This is a genomic window from Aurantimonas manganoxydans SI85-9A1 (assembly GCF_000153465.1).
In the GTDB taxonomy this organism is placed as follows: Bacteria; Pseudomonadota; Alphaproteobacteria; order Rhizobiales; family Rhizobiaceae; genus Aurantimonas; species Aurantimonas manganoxydans.
In genome coordinates this window covers 3,158,932-3,174,982 of the sequence record NZ_CH672387.1, presented here as the reverse complement: position 1 = coordinate 3,174,982, position 16,051 = coordinate 3,158,932, and the positions used below count along the sequence as shown (strand labels likewise).

Genomic DNA, 16,051 nt, shown 5'->3' with positions numbered 1-16,051 from the left:
CGCCCGCATTTCGCCCTTCACGGGAGGAATTCCGGCCTTGATTCCCCGGAGAATTGCGAATCACTACATTTTAGTCGCCGACTGGCTGGTTTTCGCTTTCGCCGTTCAGGTCGGCGAGCATCGTGCGCGCATTCCACAGTTTGGAGGAGATGTGCTTCATCCGGCGGCCGCCGAGGAGCGTCGCGAGGCAGTCCAGGATGAACAGCTGGCCGTATCTCCCACGGTTCGGCATGTAGAAGAACTTCTCCTCGTCGAAGGCGATGAGCGGAATGAGGACGTCTGCCTCGATTGCCAATGGCGTTCCGGCCGTGGTCACCGCGATGATCGAGGCGCCGCATTGCTTGGCCGATCGCGCGCTTTCGATCAACGAGCGCGGACGACCGGTCACAGAGAACATCAGGAAGACATCGTCTTTCCCGGCGGTCGCCGCTGTAATGCGCTGCTTGTAGGCATCGGCGGTCGCGCTGGCTGCCAGATCCAGCCGGAACAGCCGGTTCTCGGCCTCCGCTGCCACATTGGCTGAACTGCCGCCGACCCCGAAGCAGAAGACCCGTCGTGATCCGTCGATCAGATCGGCAGCTCGATCGAGAGCAGCGGGATCACGCTGCGCGAAGGCGCTGGCGAGAGCCTGGCTGGTCGCCTCATAGACGTGCCCGGCAACGTCGCTGCCCGTCTTTGCCGGGTGCTGGTAGTCCGCCGAAAGATACATGCGGCCGATGGCGTAATCCTGAGCGAGCCGGATCTTGAAATCGCTGAACCCCTCGCAGCCCATGTGGCGGGCGAAGCGGATGACGCTCGGTTCGCTGACACCGGCCCGGCCGGCCACCGCCTTCACGCTGCTGCGGGTGGCAGCGTCGATGTTCTCCAGCAGCGCATCCGCAACGGCCCTGTCGGCACGCTTCATGGCCGGAAGTTCCTGGCGCATGCGATCGATCAGGCTCGATGGGGGAAGAGCTTTCGATTCGCCGGTTTCTCGCCTCTGTTTCATCAAAGGTGCTTCCCCGCTCGCGTCGATCCGAAAGTCGTCCAGACCTATATTGGAAGCACAGAGATTCCAATCGCCCTGACGGACAGCGTCGGCCGTGGGAAAATTTGCAGCGCGAGCAATGGGTCTGTCCCACGATGCGCAACGATAGGGATCTTGCGCTTGGCGGCCGGCGGCAACGCGCATATGGCTGGTGTCTCGCCCGCCTCGCTGCGCGGCAGCGACGCGCCCCTTCAGCGGTGCAGGTGTTTCTGCAACGGTTCCGAAACGCCGCTGGCAAAGCCTTGTATCGCGGCGCCGCAAGCCGACGGTGCGAGAACCTTCCGGCGGCTGCCACGCCCCTCGCGGGTGTGAGAAGATATGGTCTCACAGGCACTCCGGGTGGTGCCGGTGCGGGGCACACTGCCGCCGCCCTGCCACGGCGAAAGAGGACGTCTCGCTGCGAGGGAGGGCAGCGCCTCCCCGGACCTTGGGCGACCGATATGCTTGCGATACCGCAGCACGGCACTCTGGATCATGCCCCTGTTCCGCCGCGTTGCTCTTCGGTGGCGGCGATGCCGTCTTCGTGCGTCTACCGGCCGAAGATCGCGACGGGCGCCTGGGATGAGTACTGGCGGGCCCGCGGATCAGGGACTGATCGCTGGTCGTCCTTGACGTGGCGGCTCCGGCAGTCCGCCATCAAGGCGGCACTGCCGCGGAGATCAGCGACCAGCCGGCTGGGCTTGGCTTCAGGCAGGCACCGAGCGGGTGCGGTTCGCCGTGGCGGTGAAGCGCTTCGCCTGATCGAAACCGGTGTCGACCGGACGGGCGGTCGAGAGGTCGGACATCGTCGCGAAGGCCTTCTGGAAGTCGGCCGGATCGCGGGCCTCTGGCGGCAGGTATACGCCCTCCGATTCGACGACGTGGACGACCGAATAGACACCGGCCCCCGCGCCGATGATGGTCTTTTTCGGTGCCGCCTCCGAAGCCATGAAGAGCACGGCCGGCGAGACCGCTTCCGGCGTCAATTGCGCGGCATCGTCGGGGGACAGCAGGCCCTCGGTCATGCCCGTCGCAGCGATCGGCGAGAGGCAGTTGACGTGGATGCCGTATTTCGCCCCCTCCTGCTGCAGCGTCGTCATCAGCCCGATCATCCCGGCCTTGGCGGCGGCGTAGTTGGCCTGGCCGTAGTTGCCGTAGAGGCCGGAACTCGACGTGGTCAAGACGATGCGCCCGTAGCCCTGCTGGCGCATCAGTGCCCAGACCGCACGGCAGCAATGGGCCGAACCGACGAGATGCACCGCCACGACCTTCTCGAGATCCGCCATTTCCATTTTGGCGAAGGAGCGATCGCGCAGGATGCCGGCATTGGCGACGAGGATGTCGACCCGTCCCCATCGCGCGACGACGCGCGCCACCATCGCCTCGACCTCGGCGAAGGAGGAAACATCGGCGGGCTCGGCCACGGCTTCGCCGCCCATGGCTTCGATCTCCGCCACCACCGCATGCGCCGCGGCACCCGCCGTTCCGTCCCTGCCGGCGATGTCGTTGACGACGACGCATGCGCCGGCGCGGGCCAGCGCCAGCGCATGGCAGCGGCCGAGCCCGGTCCCGGCCCCGGTGACGATGGCCACGCGTCCGTCAAATTCGTTCGTCATGCTCATTTCCCGTCTCGTGGGGCTCAGAAGTTCACCTGGTCGCCGCCCTTCAGCGCCAGCATGGCGCGGGCCTGAGCCGGCGTTGCGACCTCAAGGCCCAGTCCTTCCAGCACCTGCCTGACACGAAGCACCTGCGCAGCGTTCGATTCTGCGGGCCGTCCCGGGCCGTCCCAGAGCGAATCCTCGAGCCCGACGCGGACATTGCCGCCCATGGCCGCAGCCAGCGTGGTGATCGGCATCTGGTGGCGCCCGGCGCCGAGCACCGACCACACATATTCATCGCCGAACAACCGGTCGGCGGTGCGGCGCATATGCGCGACGTCCTCGGCATGGGTGCCGATGCCGCCGAGAATGCCGAACACCGACTGCACAAAGAGCGGCCCGCTCACCAGTCCGCGGTCGAGGAAATGTGCCAGATTGTAAAGATGACTGGTGTCGTAGCACTCGAACTCGAAGCGGGTCCCGTTGTCCGCGCAGGATTCGAGAATGTACTCGATGTCCTTGAAGGTATTGCGGAAAACCACGTCGCGGGTCTTCTCCAGATATTCGGGCTCCCAGGCGTGCTGAAAGTTCTCGTAGCGGCCGAGCATCGGGAACAGGCCGAAATTCATCGACCCCATGTTCAGCGATGCGACCTCGGGGCGGAACGTCAGCGCCGGCTGCAGACGTTCCTCGACCTGCATGACGGGGCTGCCGCCGGTGGTGAGGTTCAGCACAGCGTCGGTGCTCTGCTTGATGCGCGGCAGAAAGCGGGCGAAGGCCTCCGGGTCCTGCGTGGGGCGCCCGTCTTCAGGATGGCGGGCGTGCAGATGCAGGATCGCGGCGCCGGCTTCGGCCGCGCCGATCGCTTGCTCGGCGATCTGGTCTGCGGTCACCGGCAGATGCGGGGACATGCTCGGCGTGTGAATGCCGCCGGTGACGGCGCAGGTGATGATGACCTTGCGAGACGGCTTTGCCATGAGTGTTTTCGCTCTCCTGACGATCAGATGTTTTCGACGTTGCCGCAGACGCTGATCGCCTGGCCGGAAATGTTCGCCCCGGCGGGCGAGCAGAGGAACAGCGCGGTGCCGGCGACATCCTCGGGCTCAACCATGCGGCGCAGCGAGATATTGGCGAGATATTGCGCCTCCATCGCCGCATAGCTGACGCCGGATGCTTCGGCGCGGTCGCGGATGACGCCTTCGATGCGGGGGCCGCGCACGACGCCGGGCAGGATCGCATTCACGCGGATGCCGTCGGGTCCCATCTCCTTGGCAAGGCTCGCCGTCAGGCCGACGATCCCCCATTTTGCCGCGGAATAGGGCGTACGGAGCGCGTAGCCGAGTCGTCCGGCGACAGAGGAGATGTTGATGATCACGCCGGCATCGCTCTCACGCAGCAGCGCAGCGGCCCGGCGCAGCACCAGGAACTGGCCCATCAGGTCAACGTCGATGGTGCGACGGATCTCTTCGAGGGGGATCTCGTCGATGGCACCGGTCGGACCGGCGATGCCGGCATTGTTGACCAGAACGTCGAGCCCGCCCAGTTGCTGGGCGGCGGCATCGAGCAAGGCATCGACCTCTTTCTCGTCCGAGACGTCGGCCTTCAGGGTCATCACATCGGGATGTGCCTCCGCGAACGCCGACAAGGCGGCGGGGTCGATGTCGCAGATCAGCACCTTCGCCCCGGTTTCGAGAAACGCACGTGTGATGGCGGCGCCGATGCCCGAGGCGCCGGCCGTGATAAGGACCCGCAAGCCGCGCGGCGGCTGCAGTCGTTCGATCATGCTCATGCTTCGTCCAGTCGCAGATTTTGGGGGAGGGCCGCCATGTCAGCCCACCTCGAGCCAGTTGCGGCGCACGTCCGGCGCCGCTTCGAGTTCGGCGGGCGTGCCGCGGAAGACCAGTTCGCCATGACCCATCACCAGAACCTTCTGGGCGACCTTGAGCGCGATGGTCAGCTTCTGCTCGACCAGCACCACTGCGACGCCGCGACGGCCGATGTCGAGTATGACCTCCATCACCACGTCGACGATCTTCGGCGCGAGACCTTCGGTCGGCTCGTCGATCAGCAGCACGCGGGGATTGCCCAGGAGCGAGCGACAGATGGTGAGCATCTGCTGCTCGCCGCCGGAGAGATAGCCGGCGCGGATCGCGCGCCGCTCCTTCAGCCGGGGAAAATAGTCGTACATCTCCGCGACCGACCAGCGGTGCGCCCCCGGCGTGCCCTTCTGAACGCCCATGGCGAGGTTCTCCTCGACCGTCAGGTTGGGAAAAACAAGCCGCTCCTCGGGCACGTAGCCGATGCCCTGTCGGCAGATCTCGAAAGGCTGCTGCCCGGCGAGCGCCCGCCCGTCCAGCGTCACCGTTCCGGCGCTGGGGGGAACCAGCCCCATCAGCGCCTTCAGCAGCGTCGAGCGTCCCGAGCCGTTGCGGCCGAGCAGCGAGACGATGGCGGCCTCCGGCACGACCATGTCGATGCCGTGAAGGATGTGGCTCTTGCCGTAATGGGCGTGAAGGCCTTTCACCTCGAGCAGGCTCATGCCGCTTCCTCGCCAAGATAGGCTTCCTGCACCCCGTGATTTTCGCTGATGCGCTTGGGGATGTCGGTGGCGAGTATGTTGCCGTAGACCAGCACCGAGACCCGGTCGCAGAGGCTGAACACGACGCTCATGTCGTGCTCGACCATCAGCAGCGTCTTGCCCTCGGTCACCGAACGGATGAGTTCGACCGCCTGCGCGGTCTCTTCTCTGGACATGCCGGCGGTTGGCTCGTCGAGAAGGATGACATCGGCACCGGTGGTCAGCGTCATGCCGATTTCCAGTGCACGCTGTTCGGAATAGCTGAGGTCTCCGGCGAGATCGTCACGGCGGGACGCAAGGCCAACGCGCGCGAGGACGTCGGCGGTCTCCTCGTTCACCATCCGCATCTTCGCCACCGGGCGGAAGAGGCCGAAGCGCACGCCGTGGCGTGCGAGGACGCCGATGCGCAGATTCTCGAAGACGCTGAGCCGATGGAAGATGTTGGTGATCTGGAAGGAGCGCGCCAGCCCAGCCCGGTTGATCCGGTGCGGCGACAGTCCCGCGATGCTCTTGCCGTGCAGGGAGATGTCGCCCGCGGACGGCTCGAACATACCTGAGATCAGGTTGAACAGAGTGGACTTGCCGGCGCCGTTCGGGCCGATCACGGCATGGCGCTCGCCGGGGCTGATGTCGAGGTTCAGGCCCTGCAGAACCTCGATCGGCCCGAACGATTTGGTCACGCCCGCCAGCCGCAGCGCCGGCTGGTCTTTCGTCGTCGCGGTCATTCGCCACCTCCCAGCGGGTTTGGCACGGCCGCCGTCCTGTTGCTTGCGTCCGAGCGGTTCCAGAGGATGTCGATCCGCCGGCGGGTGCGAATGAGGATCGTGCCGCCGACCACCAGCAGGGCGAGCGGGATCAGCCAGGTCAGGATGCCGGCCGGATTCCAGCTGATGCCGAAGAGTTCGAAGGCGGGCAGGGCACCTTCGGCCGCTTCTCGGCTGCGGGCATAATCCTCGCCGAAGAGCACCGCCACGGTCTCGGTGAGGAAGACGATGCCGGCGGTGATCAGCAGGCCGCCGGCGAGCGCCACGAGATAGGGGCCGGCCAGAAGCGACCAGTCGAGCCGCTTGCGGTTGCGGATATGGTCATAGGCGACGCCGCCGATGCCGGTCGGCATGTACAGCATCACCAGCACGAAGATCAGCCCTTGGTAGAACACCCACGAGCGGGTGAGATCCGAGACCAGAAACGAGAACAACGTGAAGGCCGTCGCGCCGATGACAGGCCCAAAGAACACCGTGGAGCCGCCGACGAAGGTCTGCAGCACCACCTGCGCCGAGACATCGGTCGCAAACAGCGAATAGTTTGCCGTCTCGTTCGAGATCGCCTGCAGTGAACCGGCAACGCCGGCCACCATCGCCGAGACGGCGAAGATGACCACCTTGGAAGCATGCGCGTTGTAGCCGAGGAAGCGCACGCGCTGCTCGTTGTCGCGCAGGGCGAGGGTGAGCCGGCCGAAGGGCGTCCGCGTGAAGGCCCAGAGCCCCAGCCCGCAGATCACCACCCAGCCGAGCGTCAGATAATAGACTTCGAGCAACGAGCCGAAGGTAAGGCCCTGCCAGGGCATCCGCATCGAGGAAATGCCGGATTCTCCACCGAACAGATCCTGCAGACGCGGCGCCAGGGAATGGAAGAGCTCGGCGATCGCGAGGGTTACGAGTGCGAAATAGACCCCCGAACGCATCGTCGAGAAGTAACCGGCGATCAGTCCGACCAGAAGGCCGGCGGCCGCGCCGGCGAACGGCAGGAGCGGGGTCGGGAGGGGAAGCCCGTCCTCGACCGCGATCATGAGGTGCAGCGCCGCGAAGGCGCCGACGCCGAAATAGGCGGCATGGCCGAAGGACAGGAGCCCGGCCTGGCCGATGAGCAGGTTGAAGGCCAGCGCGAACAGGCTGGCGATCAGGACGTTCACCAGCGCATTCTGCCAGCTGATGTCCAGAAAGGGAGGCACGACGATCAGCAGTGCGAGAATGCCGGCCAGGATGGAAGTGTTGCGCATGGAGATCATGTCAGTTGCGCTCGCCCATGAGGCCTGCCGGGCGGACCAGCAGGACGATCAGCATCAGTGCGAAGGGGATGGTGGCGCTGATCGAGGACAGCTCGAGCGTCATCAGCCCGCCCAGCGACCGGGCCCACTCGCCGAGGCCGACAAGGCCGAACAGACTTGCCAGCGACCAGTCGAGGCCGACCGCGAAGGAGGAGAACAGGCCGATCAGCAGCGAGGCGAGAAGCGAACCCTTGAGCGAGCCGAGCCCGCCGACCACGACGACCACGAAGACGATCACCCCGAGTTCGAGGCCCATATTCGGATTGGTCGGGTAGAAGGCTCCCGCCACGGCGCCGGCAAGCCCGGCCAGCGCCGCTCCGGTGCCGAAGACGAACATGAAGACCATCGGGATGTTATGTCCCAGCGCCCCGGCCATGGCAGGCAGCCGTTCGGCGGCACGCACTACGATCCCGGTGCGGGTCCGCGTCAGGAGCAGCCACAGCACGGTGAACATCACGACGGCGATGGCACCGATGAACAGGCGGTAGAAGGGATAGTCGGAGCCGAAGATGCTGAAGGCGGAGAAGCGCAGCCCCCCGGGCATCTGATAATTCACGGGGAAGTCGCCGAAGAAGAGCTTGATCAGTTCTTCGATGATCAGCGCCAGGCCGAAGGTCAGCAGCAACTCGTGTGCGTGGCCGTGGGCATGGACCCTTGGCAGCAGGAAGCGTTCGACGCCCATGCCGACGATGCCGACGAAGATCGGCGCCACGAGAAGCCCGACCCAGAAGCCGAACACCGACGAGACGGCATAGGCCACGTAGGCGCCCAGCATGTAGAAGGAGGCGTGGGCAAAGTTCAGCACACCCATCATGCCGAAGATCAGCGTGAGGCCGGCCGAGACCATGAACAGCAACAGCCCGTAGGTCACGCCGTTGAGCGCGGAGATGATCGCGAATTCCATATGACTTCCGACTTGGGAACGGCAGGGACGGTCCGGCCGGCCCGAAGGCTGGCCGAACCCCGGCAAGGCGTGGTTCAGCCTTCCGGACGTTCCATCTTGCAGCTTTCCTGCACCGGATAGATCGCCTCCTCGGCAGGAACGATCTTCACGGTCTGAAAGCCCATGTCGGTATCGTCGGCCGGGTATTTCGCGTTCTCGACGACCTTGGAAACCACCACCGGACGGATCGTCTGGTGATCCTCCTTGCGGACCGAGACCGGGCCGATCGGGGTTTCGTAGGTCGTGTCCTCGAGAGCCAGGGCGATGTCCGTGACGTCGATGTCGCCGCCGCCGAAGTCGAGCGTTTCGAGCGCCTGCTGGAGCGCCGCCACCGCAAAGACGGTGTGAGCTTCGACGAAGATCGGATAGTGGCCCGTCGCGCCCTTGTAGGCTTCGGCGAATTCGGCGCTGCCGGCGGCGTTGTCGTAGTTGTTGGCGATGTAGTGCCCGAGCGCCGTGTTGCCGGCATTGGCAATGTTGCCGGGCTGGTCCAGAAACGCCGTGGCGAAGGTCACGTCGAGCCCGGCGTTGCCGGCGGCCTTCATCAGGAGCAGCAGGTCGTTCGACCAGTTGCCGGTGAACAGCGTGTCCGGATCGGCCGCCTTGATGCGCGCGACGAAGGGCGCGAAATCCTGGATCTTGTTCACGTCGTGCAGAACTTCGTCGACAACTTCGTAACCGCCGGTCTGAGCCGCCGCCGCGACGGCCGCCTGCACGTCCTGGCCCCAGGAATAGTTCTGGTTGATCGAATACACCTTGGTGCCGAGGTCACCGGCTTCCTTCATCGCGCTGACCAACGCGTTCACCCGCATCGGTGCGGTGGTGGTGAAGCGGAAGTGGTAGAACTGGCACTTGTCGCCGGTCAGTTCCATCGCCTCGCCGCCGAGATTGATGAACATCACCTCCTCGCCGGGATTGCGCAGATTGTGCTTGCGCACATCTTCGGTGAGCTGACCGGCAATGGCCGACGACGCCCCCTGGAAGATGATGTCGACCCCGTCGGCAACGGCCTGCCGGAACTTGTTGGCGGCATCGGGCGCGCCCCCGGCATTGTCGTACTCGGTGACGGTGATCGGTTCGCCGTTGAAGCCGCCGGCATCGTTGATCCGGCCGATCTCGTATTTGACCGCGTTGGCATAAAGCCGGCCGGTCGAGGTCTGAGCGCCTGACAGGCTCTCGATGATGCCGATCTTCAGGGGCTCGGCGTGCAGGGCCGTCGCGCCCAGCGTCGCTGCGGACGTGACCACGAATAGAGCGAGACGTTTCATGTTGGTTCTCCTCCCAGAGTTGTTCGTCGTCGTGCCAACGCCGCATGGCCCTCTCGATCGAGGGTCACGCGAGGCTTTCCTCGGGCACTTGACCGGGAGCAAATCAGATTCCTGTCGACGCGTAAAGATATTTGATGTGTGATCACATCAAATGACCGCGGCGGAGTCAGTTCTGGCTTTTGTCCGCGCGATGTCTAGAACGTAGGCTTCGGGAGGAGGACTCTTTGCGGTCTGGAGTTTCCCCGTCCGGACAGCGGCTTCCGCATGGAATGCACTGTCCTTCTTCGATGCAGCCAACGAGGCCCCGAGCAGGTGAACATCTTCGATACGTCGCAGAAAAAGTCTACGCTCGAACCTGTCGACGTCACGACGGTGCAGGAGCGCGTCTACCAGAGCCTTCGGCTGGGGCTCCTCAAGGGTGAGTTTCTTCCCGGCGAACAGGTTTCGATCCGCGGCCTTGCCGAAGTGCTCGGGACGAGCCCGATGCCGGTGCGCGACGCGGTGGCGCGACTGATCGCCGAGCGCGCCTTCGAACAATCGGGGCCGCGCAGCATTCGGGTGTTTCCGTATCTGGCGTCGGATCACGAAAACTATATTCGCATCCGCATGCAACTCGAAGGCTATGCGGCCGAACGCGCGGCAAGCCTCCCGAAGGATCCGGCATTGATCGAATCGCTCAAGCGACACAACGCGAGCATCGGGGAGGCGCTGCAAGCGCGCGACTTCGAGGCGGCGCTCGCGGGCAACCAGTCGTTCCACTTCGAAGTCTACCGTGCGGCAGGCTATCCGCAATTGCTCGACATCATTTCCACGCTCTGGCTGCGGACCGGTCCGATCGTTGCATCGGCGCGACGGGACGAGGTGCTGTTCGATCGGCTGTTCAACACCGGTATCCGCATTCACGACGACGCCATCGACGCCATTGCACAGCGGGACCGCGCGGCCGCGCGATGGGCCATAAATCTCGATATCCGCTCGGCGCATCTGGCCATCAGACGCTTCTTCAAATCAGCCTCGAGCGGAGGTACTGCGCCGGCCTGACGCTTGCGGCCGAACGTCATCGAGATGCGTCAGATCCAAGATTGCCCGCCGGATTGCAGCGATGATCGTCGAATCCGCCTGCGCTCCGGCCGCGCAAACGGCCGGGACACCGCAGCGGCCAGGGGACGCATCGACGCCATTGACCCGAACGCCGTCGATTGCTGTTCAAGCCGCGCAGATGGACGGCGCTCCTGCGTCATCCGGCTTGCCGGGCCACGACTGCATGAACTGCCGGACGACCGTCCTGAGCTGCTCTGGTCCGGCGCCGCCATTGGCCTGCACCACGAGGCCGTTGGCGACGGTGATCACATAGCGGCCGAGGCTGTCTGTGTCGGTATCGACCGGGAGGTCGCCGTCGGCCTTCCAGCGCTCCAGCCGTTCGCACAGCCGCTTCAGATTCGACATCCGGCGCGACTGCAGATCATCCTTGACGGAATCGCCGTCCGGGCTGCAGACGAGCGCTCCCTGCACCATCAGGCAGCCGCTGGGCGTACCGTCGGGCGCTTCCGCTCCGGTAAACAGCATCAGGAAGCCTTCGATGGCGCGCCGGGACGAGGGCTGATCGAGGATCGTATCCATGTAGGCGATCCGCCGTTCGGCGTAGCGATCGACCGCCTTTCGGAACAGCTCTTCCTTGTTGCCGAAGGCGGCATAGAGGCTTGGCTTGGTAATGCCCATGGCTTCGATGAGGTCGGCCAGCGACGTGCCCTCGTAGCCCTGTCGCCAGAACAAGAGGATCGCCTTGTCCAGAGCCTCGTCGACGTCGAACTCCCTGGGGCGGCCCCTGGCCATTTCATATCCTCCCGATCCGTAGATTTCCTTGCCTCCATATAGGAAACTCTGCGCCGTCCTCAAAACGACGGGCCAGGCTTGTTATTGCGGGGTGACCGGCGCTGCATCGACAGTCGCCGTCTCGGCCCTTGTCAGCGGCCGGAAACCGGCCAGAGCGCGCACCAGCACGTAGAATACCGGCGTCAGGAAGATCCCGAAGACCGTGACGCCCAGCATGCCGGCGAAGACGGCGACGCCCATGGCCGCGCGCATCTCGGCGCCCGGGCCTGTCGACAGCACCAGGGGCACGACGCCCATGATGAAGGCGATCGAGGTCATCAGAATGGGGCGCAGCCGCAGCCGGCTCGCCTCCACCGCCGCCTGGCGGGTCGCCATGCCGGACATCTCCAGATCGCGGGCGAACTCGACGATCAGAATGGCATTCTTGGCGGACAGGCCGACCAGAACGATGAAGCCGATCTGCGTGAAGATGTTGTTGTCGCCCTGGTCGAGCCAGACGCCGACCAGCGCAGCGAGAATTCCCGTCGGCACGATCATGATGATCGCGATGGGCAGGGTCAGGCTCTCGTACTGAGCCGCCAGAACCAGGAAGACCAGGAGCAGGGCCAGCGGAAAGACGATCAGGCCCGAATTGCCGGCAATGATCTGCTGGTAGGTCAGGTCCGTCCACTCGAAGCCGAAGCCGTTGGGCAGTGTCTTGGCCGCGACGCGCTCGACCGCGGCCTGCGCTTCGCCGGACGAATAGCCGGGGGCAGGGCCGCCATTGATATCTGCGGCGAGGAACCCGTTGTAACGGCTCACCAGTTCAGGCCCGGCCGACGGCTTCACGGTCATCAGCGCCGACAGCGGCACCATGGCGCCGTTCGACGAGCGCACTTTCAAACGGGCGATATCGTCGGATTGACTGCGAGCACCGGCATCGGCCTGGACGCGCACCGAGTAGGTGCGGCCGAAGGCGTTGAAATCGTTCACGTACAGCGATCCGAGATAGATCTGCAGCGTGTCGAAGACGTCCGTCACCGAGACACCGACCTGATGCGCCTTGGTCCGGTCGAGATCGGCGAAGAGCTGCGGAACGGTGATCCGATAGCTGGAGAACATGCCGGCGAGCTCGGGCGTCGCCCGAGCCTCGGCCAGGAAGGCGTTCGTCGCCTGGCTCAGCGCCTCGTAGCCGCGGCCGGCGCGGTCCTGGAGCTGCAGCTTGAAGCCGCCGATGGTGCCGAGGCCCTGCACCGGCGGCGGCGGGAACATGGCGATCGTCGCCTCGCGAAGGGCGGCGTATTTCTGGTTGAGCGAGCCCGCAATGGCCCCGCCCGGCAGGCCTTCACGGTCCTCGAAGGGCGCTTCGGTGACGAAGACGACGCCGGCGCTGGGGCTGTTGGTGAAGCCGTTGATCGACAGACCCGGGAAGGCGACGGTGCTGCTGGCGCCCGGTTCATCGAGGGCGATGTCGCTCATCTCCCGGATGACTGTCTCTGTCCGGTCGAGGCTGGCGCCATCGGGCAACTGGGCGAAGCCGACGAGGTAGCCCTTGTCCTGCGCCGGCACGAAGCCGCCGGGCACCTGGTTGAACATGAACGCGGTCGCGCCGACGAGGGCGAGGTAGACGCCCATCACGATCGTCTTTCTCGACAGCAATCGTCCGACGGAGTTGCCATAGGCGCGTGAGCCGAAAGCGAAGGTGCGGTTGAAACCGCGGAAAAACCACCCGAAGACGCCATCCATGGCCCGTGTCAGGGGATCCTTCGGGGCGTCGTGTCCTTTCAGGAGAAGGGCCGCGAGTGCCGGCGACAACGTCAGCGAATTGATCGCGGAGATCACGGTCGAGATCGCGATCGTGACGGCGAACTGTCGGTAGAATTGCCCCGTGAGACCGGAAATGAAGGCCAGCGGAACGAAGACGGCGACAAGGACCAGAGCGATCGCGATGATCGGGCCGGAGACCTCGCGCATCGCCTTGTAGGTCGCCGCGCGGGGCGCGAGGCCCTCTTCGATGTTGCGCTCGACATTCTCGACGACGACGATCGCGTCGTCGACGACGATGCCGATCGCCAGCACCAGGCCGAACAGGCTGAGCGCGTTGATCGAGAAGCCGAGCAGGTAGAGCGCGCCGAACGTGCCGATGATCGACACCGGGACGGCGATCAGCGGGATGATCGAGGCACGCCACGTCTGCAGGAAGACGATGACCACCAGCACGACGAGCACGACGGCCTCGAGCAGCGTATGCACGACGGCCTCGATCGAGGCGCGCACGAACTGGGTCGTGTCGTAGACGATCTCGTACTCGACCCCTTGCGGCATGTTGGCCTGCAGCTCGTCCATCGTCGCGCGGATGGCGTCGGAGACGGCGATCGCGTTGGAGCCAGGCGACTGGAAGATCGGCAGGGCGACGGCCGGCTCGCTGCTGAGGAGGGAGCGCAGCGAATAGCTGGAGACGCCGAGTTCGACCCGGGCGACGTCGCGCAGGCGGACGACGGCGCCGTTCGGGGCGGTCTTGATGATGATGTCGCCGAAGGCCTCGGGCGTGTTCAGCCGGCCCTGCGCGTTCACGGACAGCTGCAGCTCGATGTTGCCGCTGGTCGGCGGCGCACCGATCTGGCCGGCTGCGGCCTGGACGTTCTGCTGGCGGATCGCGGCCACCACGTCGCTCGCCGACAGGCCCTCCTCGGCGACCTTTTGCGGGTCGAGCCAGACACGCATGGCATAGTCGCCCGAACCGAACACCTGGACGTCGCCGACTCCCGCGATCTGCGCCAGCTTGTCCTTGACGTTGATGACGGCGTAGTTGCGCAGATACTTGATGTCGTAGCGGCCATCCGGCGAGACCAGATGCACCACCATCATCAGGTCCGGGGAGCTCTTGGTCGTCGTGATGCCGAGCGCGCGGACCTCTTCCGGGAGCCGGGGTTCCGCCTGGCTGACGCGGTTCTGGACGAGCTGCTGGGCCCGGTCGGGATCGGTGCCGAGCTGAAACGTGACGGTCAGGGTGAGGGCGCCGTCCGCGGTCGCCTGGCTGGACATGTAGAGCATGTCCTCGACGCCGTTGATCTCCTCCTCGATCGGCGTCGCGACGGTCTCCGCGATAACCTTCGGATTGGCACCGGGATATTGCGCCCGGACCACGACCGAGGGCGGTACCACCTCGGGATATTCGGAGATCGGCAGGGCCTGCATGCCGAGCAGACCGCCGAGCAGGATGAGAACCGACAACACGCCTGCAAAGACCGGGCGATCAATGAAGAAGTTCGAGATGTTCATGTGGGGCTCTCCGTCTGACGGCGATGGCGTTTCAGCAGCAGCGCCCGGCCCGGCAAAGCGGGGTGTCACGGCGGCCGGCGGATCTTGAAGGCACTGGTGGACGGGCGGCCCGGCTACGGGGGAAGAGCCGGGCCGCCCTCGACCGTCACGACTTATTCGGCAGAGGCGAGCGTGACGGGTTGGGGATCGACGAGCGTGCCCGGGGTCAGGGACTGGATTCCCTCGGCGACGATCTGCTCGCCGGGCTTCAGGCCATCTTCGACCACCCGCAGCCCATCCACCGAGGCACCCAGCCGGATGGTCCGGTACTCGACCGTCCTGTCCTCGCCGACGACCAGGACATATTTGCGGTCCTGGTCGGTGCCCACGGTGCGCTCGCTGATCAGCAGCCTGTCCTGCGGCCGGGGTTGCCCGAGCCGGATCCGCACGAATTCGCCGGGGATGAGCGATCCCTTCGGATTGTCGAGCGCGGCCCTGATCCGCAAGGTGCCGCTCTGCGGATCGACCTCGTTGCCGATGAGCTGCACACGGCCGTGAACGGCCGAATGCGCCCCCTCGGAATCGAACCTCTGCACCTCGACCGGGATGTCGCCATAGGCGGGAAGCGGGCCGTCCTGGTCGGGCAGGGCGGAGAGGATCTCCGCGACATCGCCGGCATTGACGTCGAAACCGGCATAGATCGGATCGACCGAGACCACCGTCGTCAGGACGGCGGAGGAGAGACCCGCCGCCACCAGATTGCCTGCAGTCACCTTGATCTGGCCGATCCGGCCATCGATCGGCGACCGGACCTCGGTGTAGCCGAGGTCGAGTTCGGCGGTTCTGAGGGCGGCCTTTGCCGCATCGGCGTTGGCGACCGCCTGGGCCAAGGTGCTGGAACGCTGGTCAAGGGTGCTCTGCGAGACGGCGCGAGAGGTCACCAGTGACTTGGCGCGGCCGACTTCCAGCGCTGCCAGATTCACCTGCGCCTCGGCCGCCTCGACATCGGCACGAGCCCTTGCAACGGCGGCCTGGTAGGGCGCCTGGTCGATCGTCGCGATGAGATCGCCTGCCTTGACGAGCGCGCCCTCGCGAAAATGAAACGACTGGATCGCGCCGCCGACGCGGGGCCTGATCTCGACCCGGTCGACCGCTTCCAGCCGCCCGGAATACTCCTTCCAGAGCGTCACGGATCGCGGTGTCACCTCCTGGACGGAAACCTTCACCGCGGCGGCGGCGGGGGCTGCCGATTCACCGGCCGTCGCGCGACCTGTTTCGTTCATCGCCGCGGTCGTCGCACCCATTGCGATGGCGACCACCAGGCCCGAGCTCCAGAGGAGCCGCCGAAAGACTGTCCGTGTCATTGGAACCTCTTGCGAAGGATTTTGAGATGAGGTGCGGTCCGGCAATCCCTCGCCTGACCGTCTGCTTTCGATGGGAACGCGGGGCAGCACGTCGACTTGTGCGTCACGCTCCTCGCGGCGACGGACCGCCGGAGGATGGCGGAGCATCAGGGCGGGGCGTCGGGATGGTTTCTG

Annotated in this window: 13 protein-coding genes; 1 reads left to right on the top strand and 12 read right to left on the bottom strand. The window is 65.4% G+C overall.

All coding sequences use genetic code 11. The annotated features are described in order from the left end of the window. Positions 1 to 70: 70 nt before the first annotated feature. From SI859A1_RS14965 to SI859A1_RS14925, 9 genes are all read right to left on the bottom strand, one after another. A complete protein-coding gene (locus SI859A1_RS14965; protein ID WP_244401020.1) occupies positions 71 to 1,171 on the bottom strand; it encodes a MurR/RpiR family transcriptional regulator in 1,101 nt (366 codons plus the stop codon). 542 nt (positions 1,172 to 1,713) lie between these two features. Next, positions 1,714 to 2,622: an SDR family NAD(P)-dependent oxidoreductase gene (locus SI859A1_RS14960; RefSeq protein WP_040326620.1), complete on the bottom strand. Its 909-nt coding sequence runs from the start codon at positions 2,620 to 2,622 to the stop codon at positions 1,714 to 1,716. Between the two features lie 23 nt (positions 2,623 to 2,645). Then, the gene (kce, locus tag SI859A1_RS14955; RefSeq protein WP_009210556.1) at positions 2,646 to 3,581 is read right to left on the bottom strand and encodes a 3,5-dioxohexanoate:acetyl-CoA acetone transferase; all 936 of its coding nucleotides are present in this window, start codon (positions 3,579 to 3,581) and stop codon (positions 2,646 to 2,648) included. A gap of 23 nt (positions 3,582 to 3,604) precedes the next feature. After that, the gene (locus tag SI859A1_RS14950; RefSeq protein ID WP_009210555.1) at positions 3,605 to 4,393 is read right to left on the bottom strand and encodes an SDR family oxidoreductase; all 789 of its coding nucleotides are present in this window, start codon (positions 4,391 to 4,393) and stop codon (positions 3,605 to 3,607) included. A 39-nt stretch (positions 4,394 to 4,432) separates the two neighbouring features. After that, on the bottom strand, positions 4,433 to 5,143 hold the full coding sequence (locus tag SI859A1_RS14945; RefSeq protein ID WP_009210554.1) for an ABC transporter ATP-binding protein: 711 nt from the start codon (positions 5,141 to 5,143) through the stop codon (positions 4,433 to 4,435). Beyond that, positions 5,140 to 5,907, bottom strand: coding sequence for an ABC transporter ATP-binding protein (locus SI859A1_RS14940; RefSeq protein ID WP_009210553.1), 768 nt, complete (start codon positions 5,905 to 5,907; stop codon positions 5,140 to 5,142). The genes SI859A1_RS14945 and SI859A1_RS14940 overlap by 4 nt, the downstream gene beginning before the upstream one ends. Continuing rightward, positions 5,904 to 7,187, bottom strand: coding sequence for a branched-chain amino acid ABC transporter permease (locus SI859A1_RS14935; protein ID WP_202797892.1), 1,284 nt, complete (start codon positions 7,185 to 7,187; stop codon positions 5,904 to 5,906). The genes SI859A1_RS14940 and SI859A1_RS14935 overlap by 4 nt, the downstream gene beginning before the upstream one ends. Before the next feature lie 4 nt (positions 7,188 to 7,191). Beyond that, positions 7,192 to 8,133, bottom strand: a complete 942-nt coding sequence (locus SI859A1_RS14930) for a branched-chain amino acid ABC transporter permease (protein WP_040325875.1) — start codon at positions 8,131 to 8,133, stop codon at positions 7,192 to 7,194. 74 nt (positions 8,134 to 8,207) lie between these two features. Then, the gene (locus tag SI859A1_RS14925; RefSeq protein ID WP_009210550.1) at positions 8,208 to 9,440 is read right to left on the bottom strand and encodes a branched-chain amino acid ABC transporter substrate-binding protein; all 1,233 of its coding nucleotides are present in this window, start codon (positions 9,438 to 9,440) and stop codon (positions 8,208 to 8,210) included. A 312-nt stretch (positions 9,441 to 9,752) separates the two neighbouring features. Between SI859A1_RS14925 and SI859A1_RS14920 the strand changes: the two genes are divergently transcribed. Beyond that, entirely contained in the window at positions 9,753 to 10,481 is a 729-nt protein-coding gene (locus tag SI859A1_RS14920; protein ID WP_050767555.1) for a GntR family transcriptional regulator, read from the top strand. A 165-nt stretch (positions 10,482 to 10,646) separates the two neighbouring features. On the opposite strand, the gene SI859A1_RS14915 is transcribed toward SI859A1_RS14920, so the two are convergent. The 3 genes from SI859A1_RS14915 to SI859A1_RS14905 form a co-directional block, all read right to left on the bottom strand. Continuing rightward, positions 10,647 to 11,273, bottom strand: coding sequence for a TetR/AcrR family transcriptional regulator (locus tag SI859A1_RS14915; protein ID WP_009210548.1), 627 nt, complete (start codon positions 11,271 to 11,273; stop codon positions 10,647 to 10,649). A gap of 81 nt (positions 11,274 to 11,354) precedes the next feature. Continuing rightward, positions 11,355 to 14,534 (bottom strand): efflux RND transporter permease subunit, encoded by a 3,180-nt coding sequence (locus SI859A1_RS14910; RefSeq protein ID WP_009210547.1) that lies wholly within the window; start codon positions 14,532 to 14,534, stop codon positions 11,355 to 11,357. Positions 14,535 to 14,686: 152 nt separating this feature from the next. Beyond that, a complete protein-coding gene (locus SI859A1_RS14905; protein ID WP_009210546.1) occupies positions 14,687 to 15,877 on the bottom strand; it encodes an efflux RND transporter periplasmic adaptor subunit in 1,191 nt (396 codons plus the stop codon). Between the last annotated feature and the right edge of the window lie 174 nt (positions 15,878 to 16,051).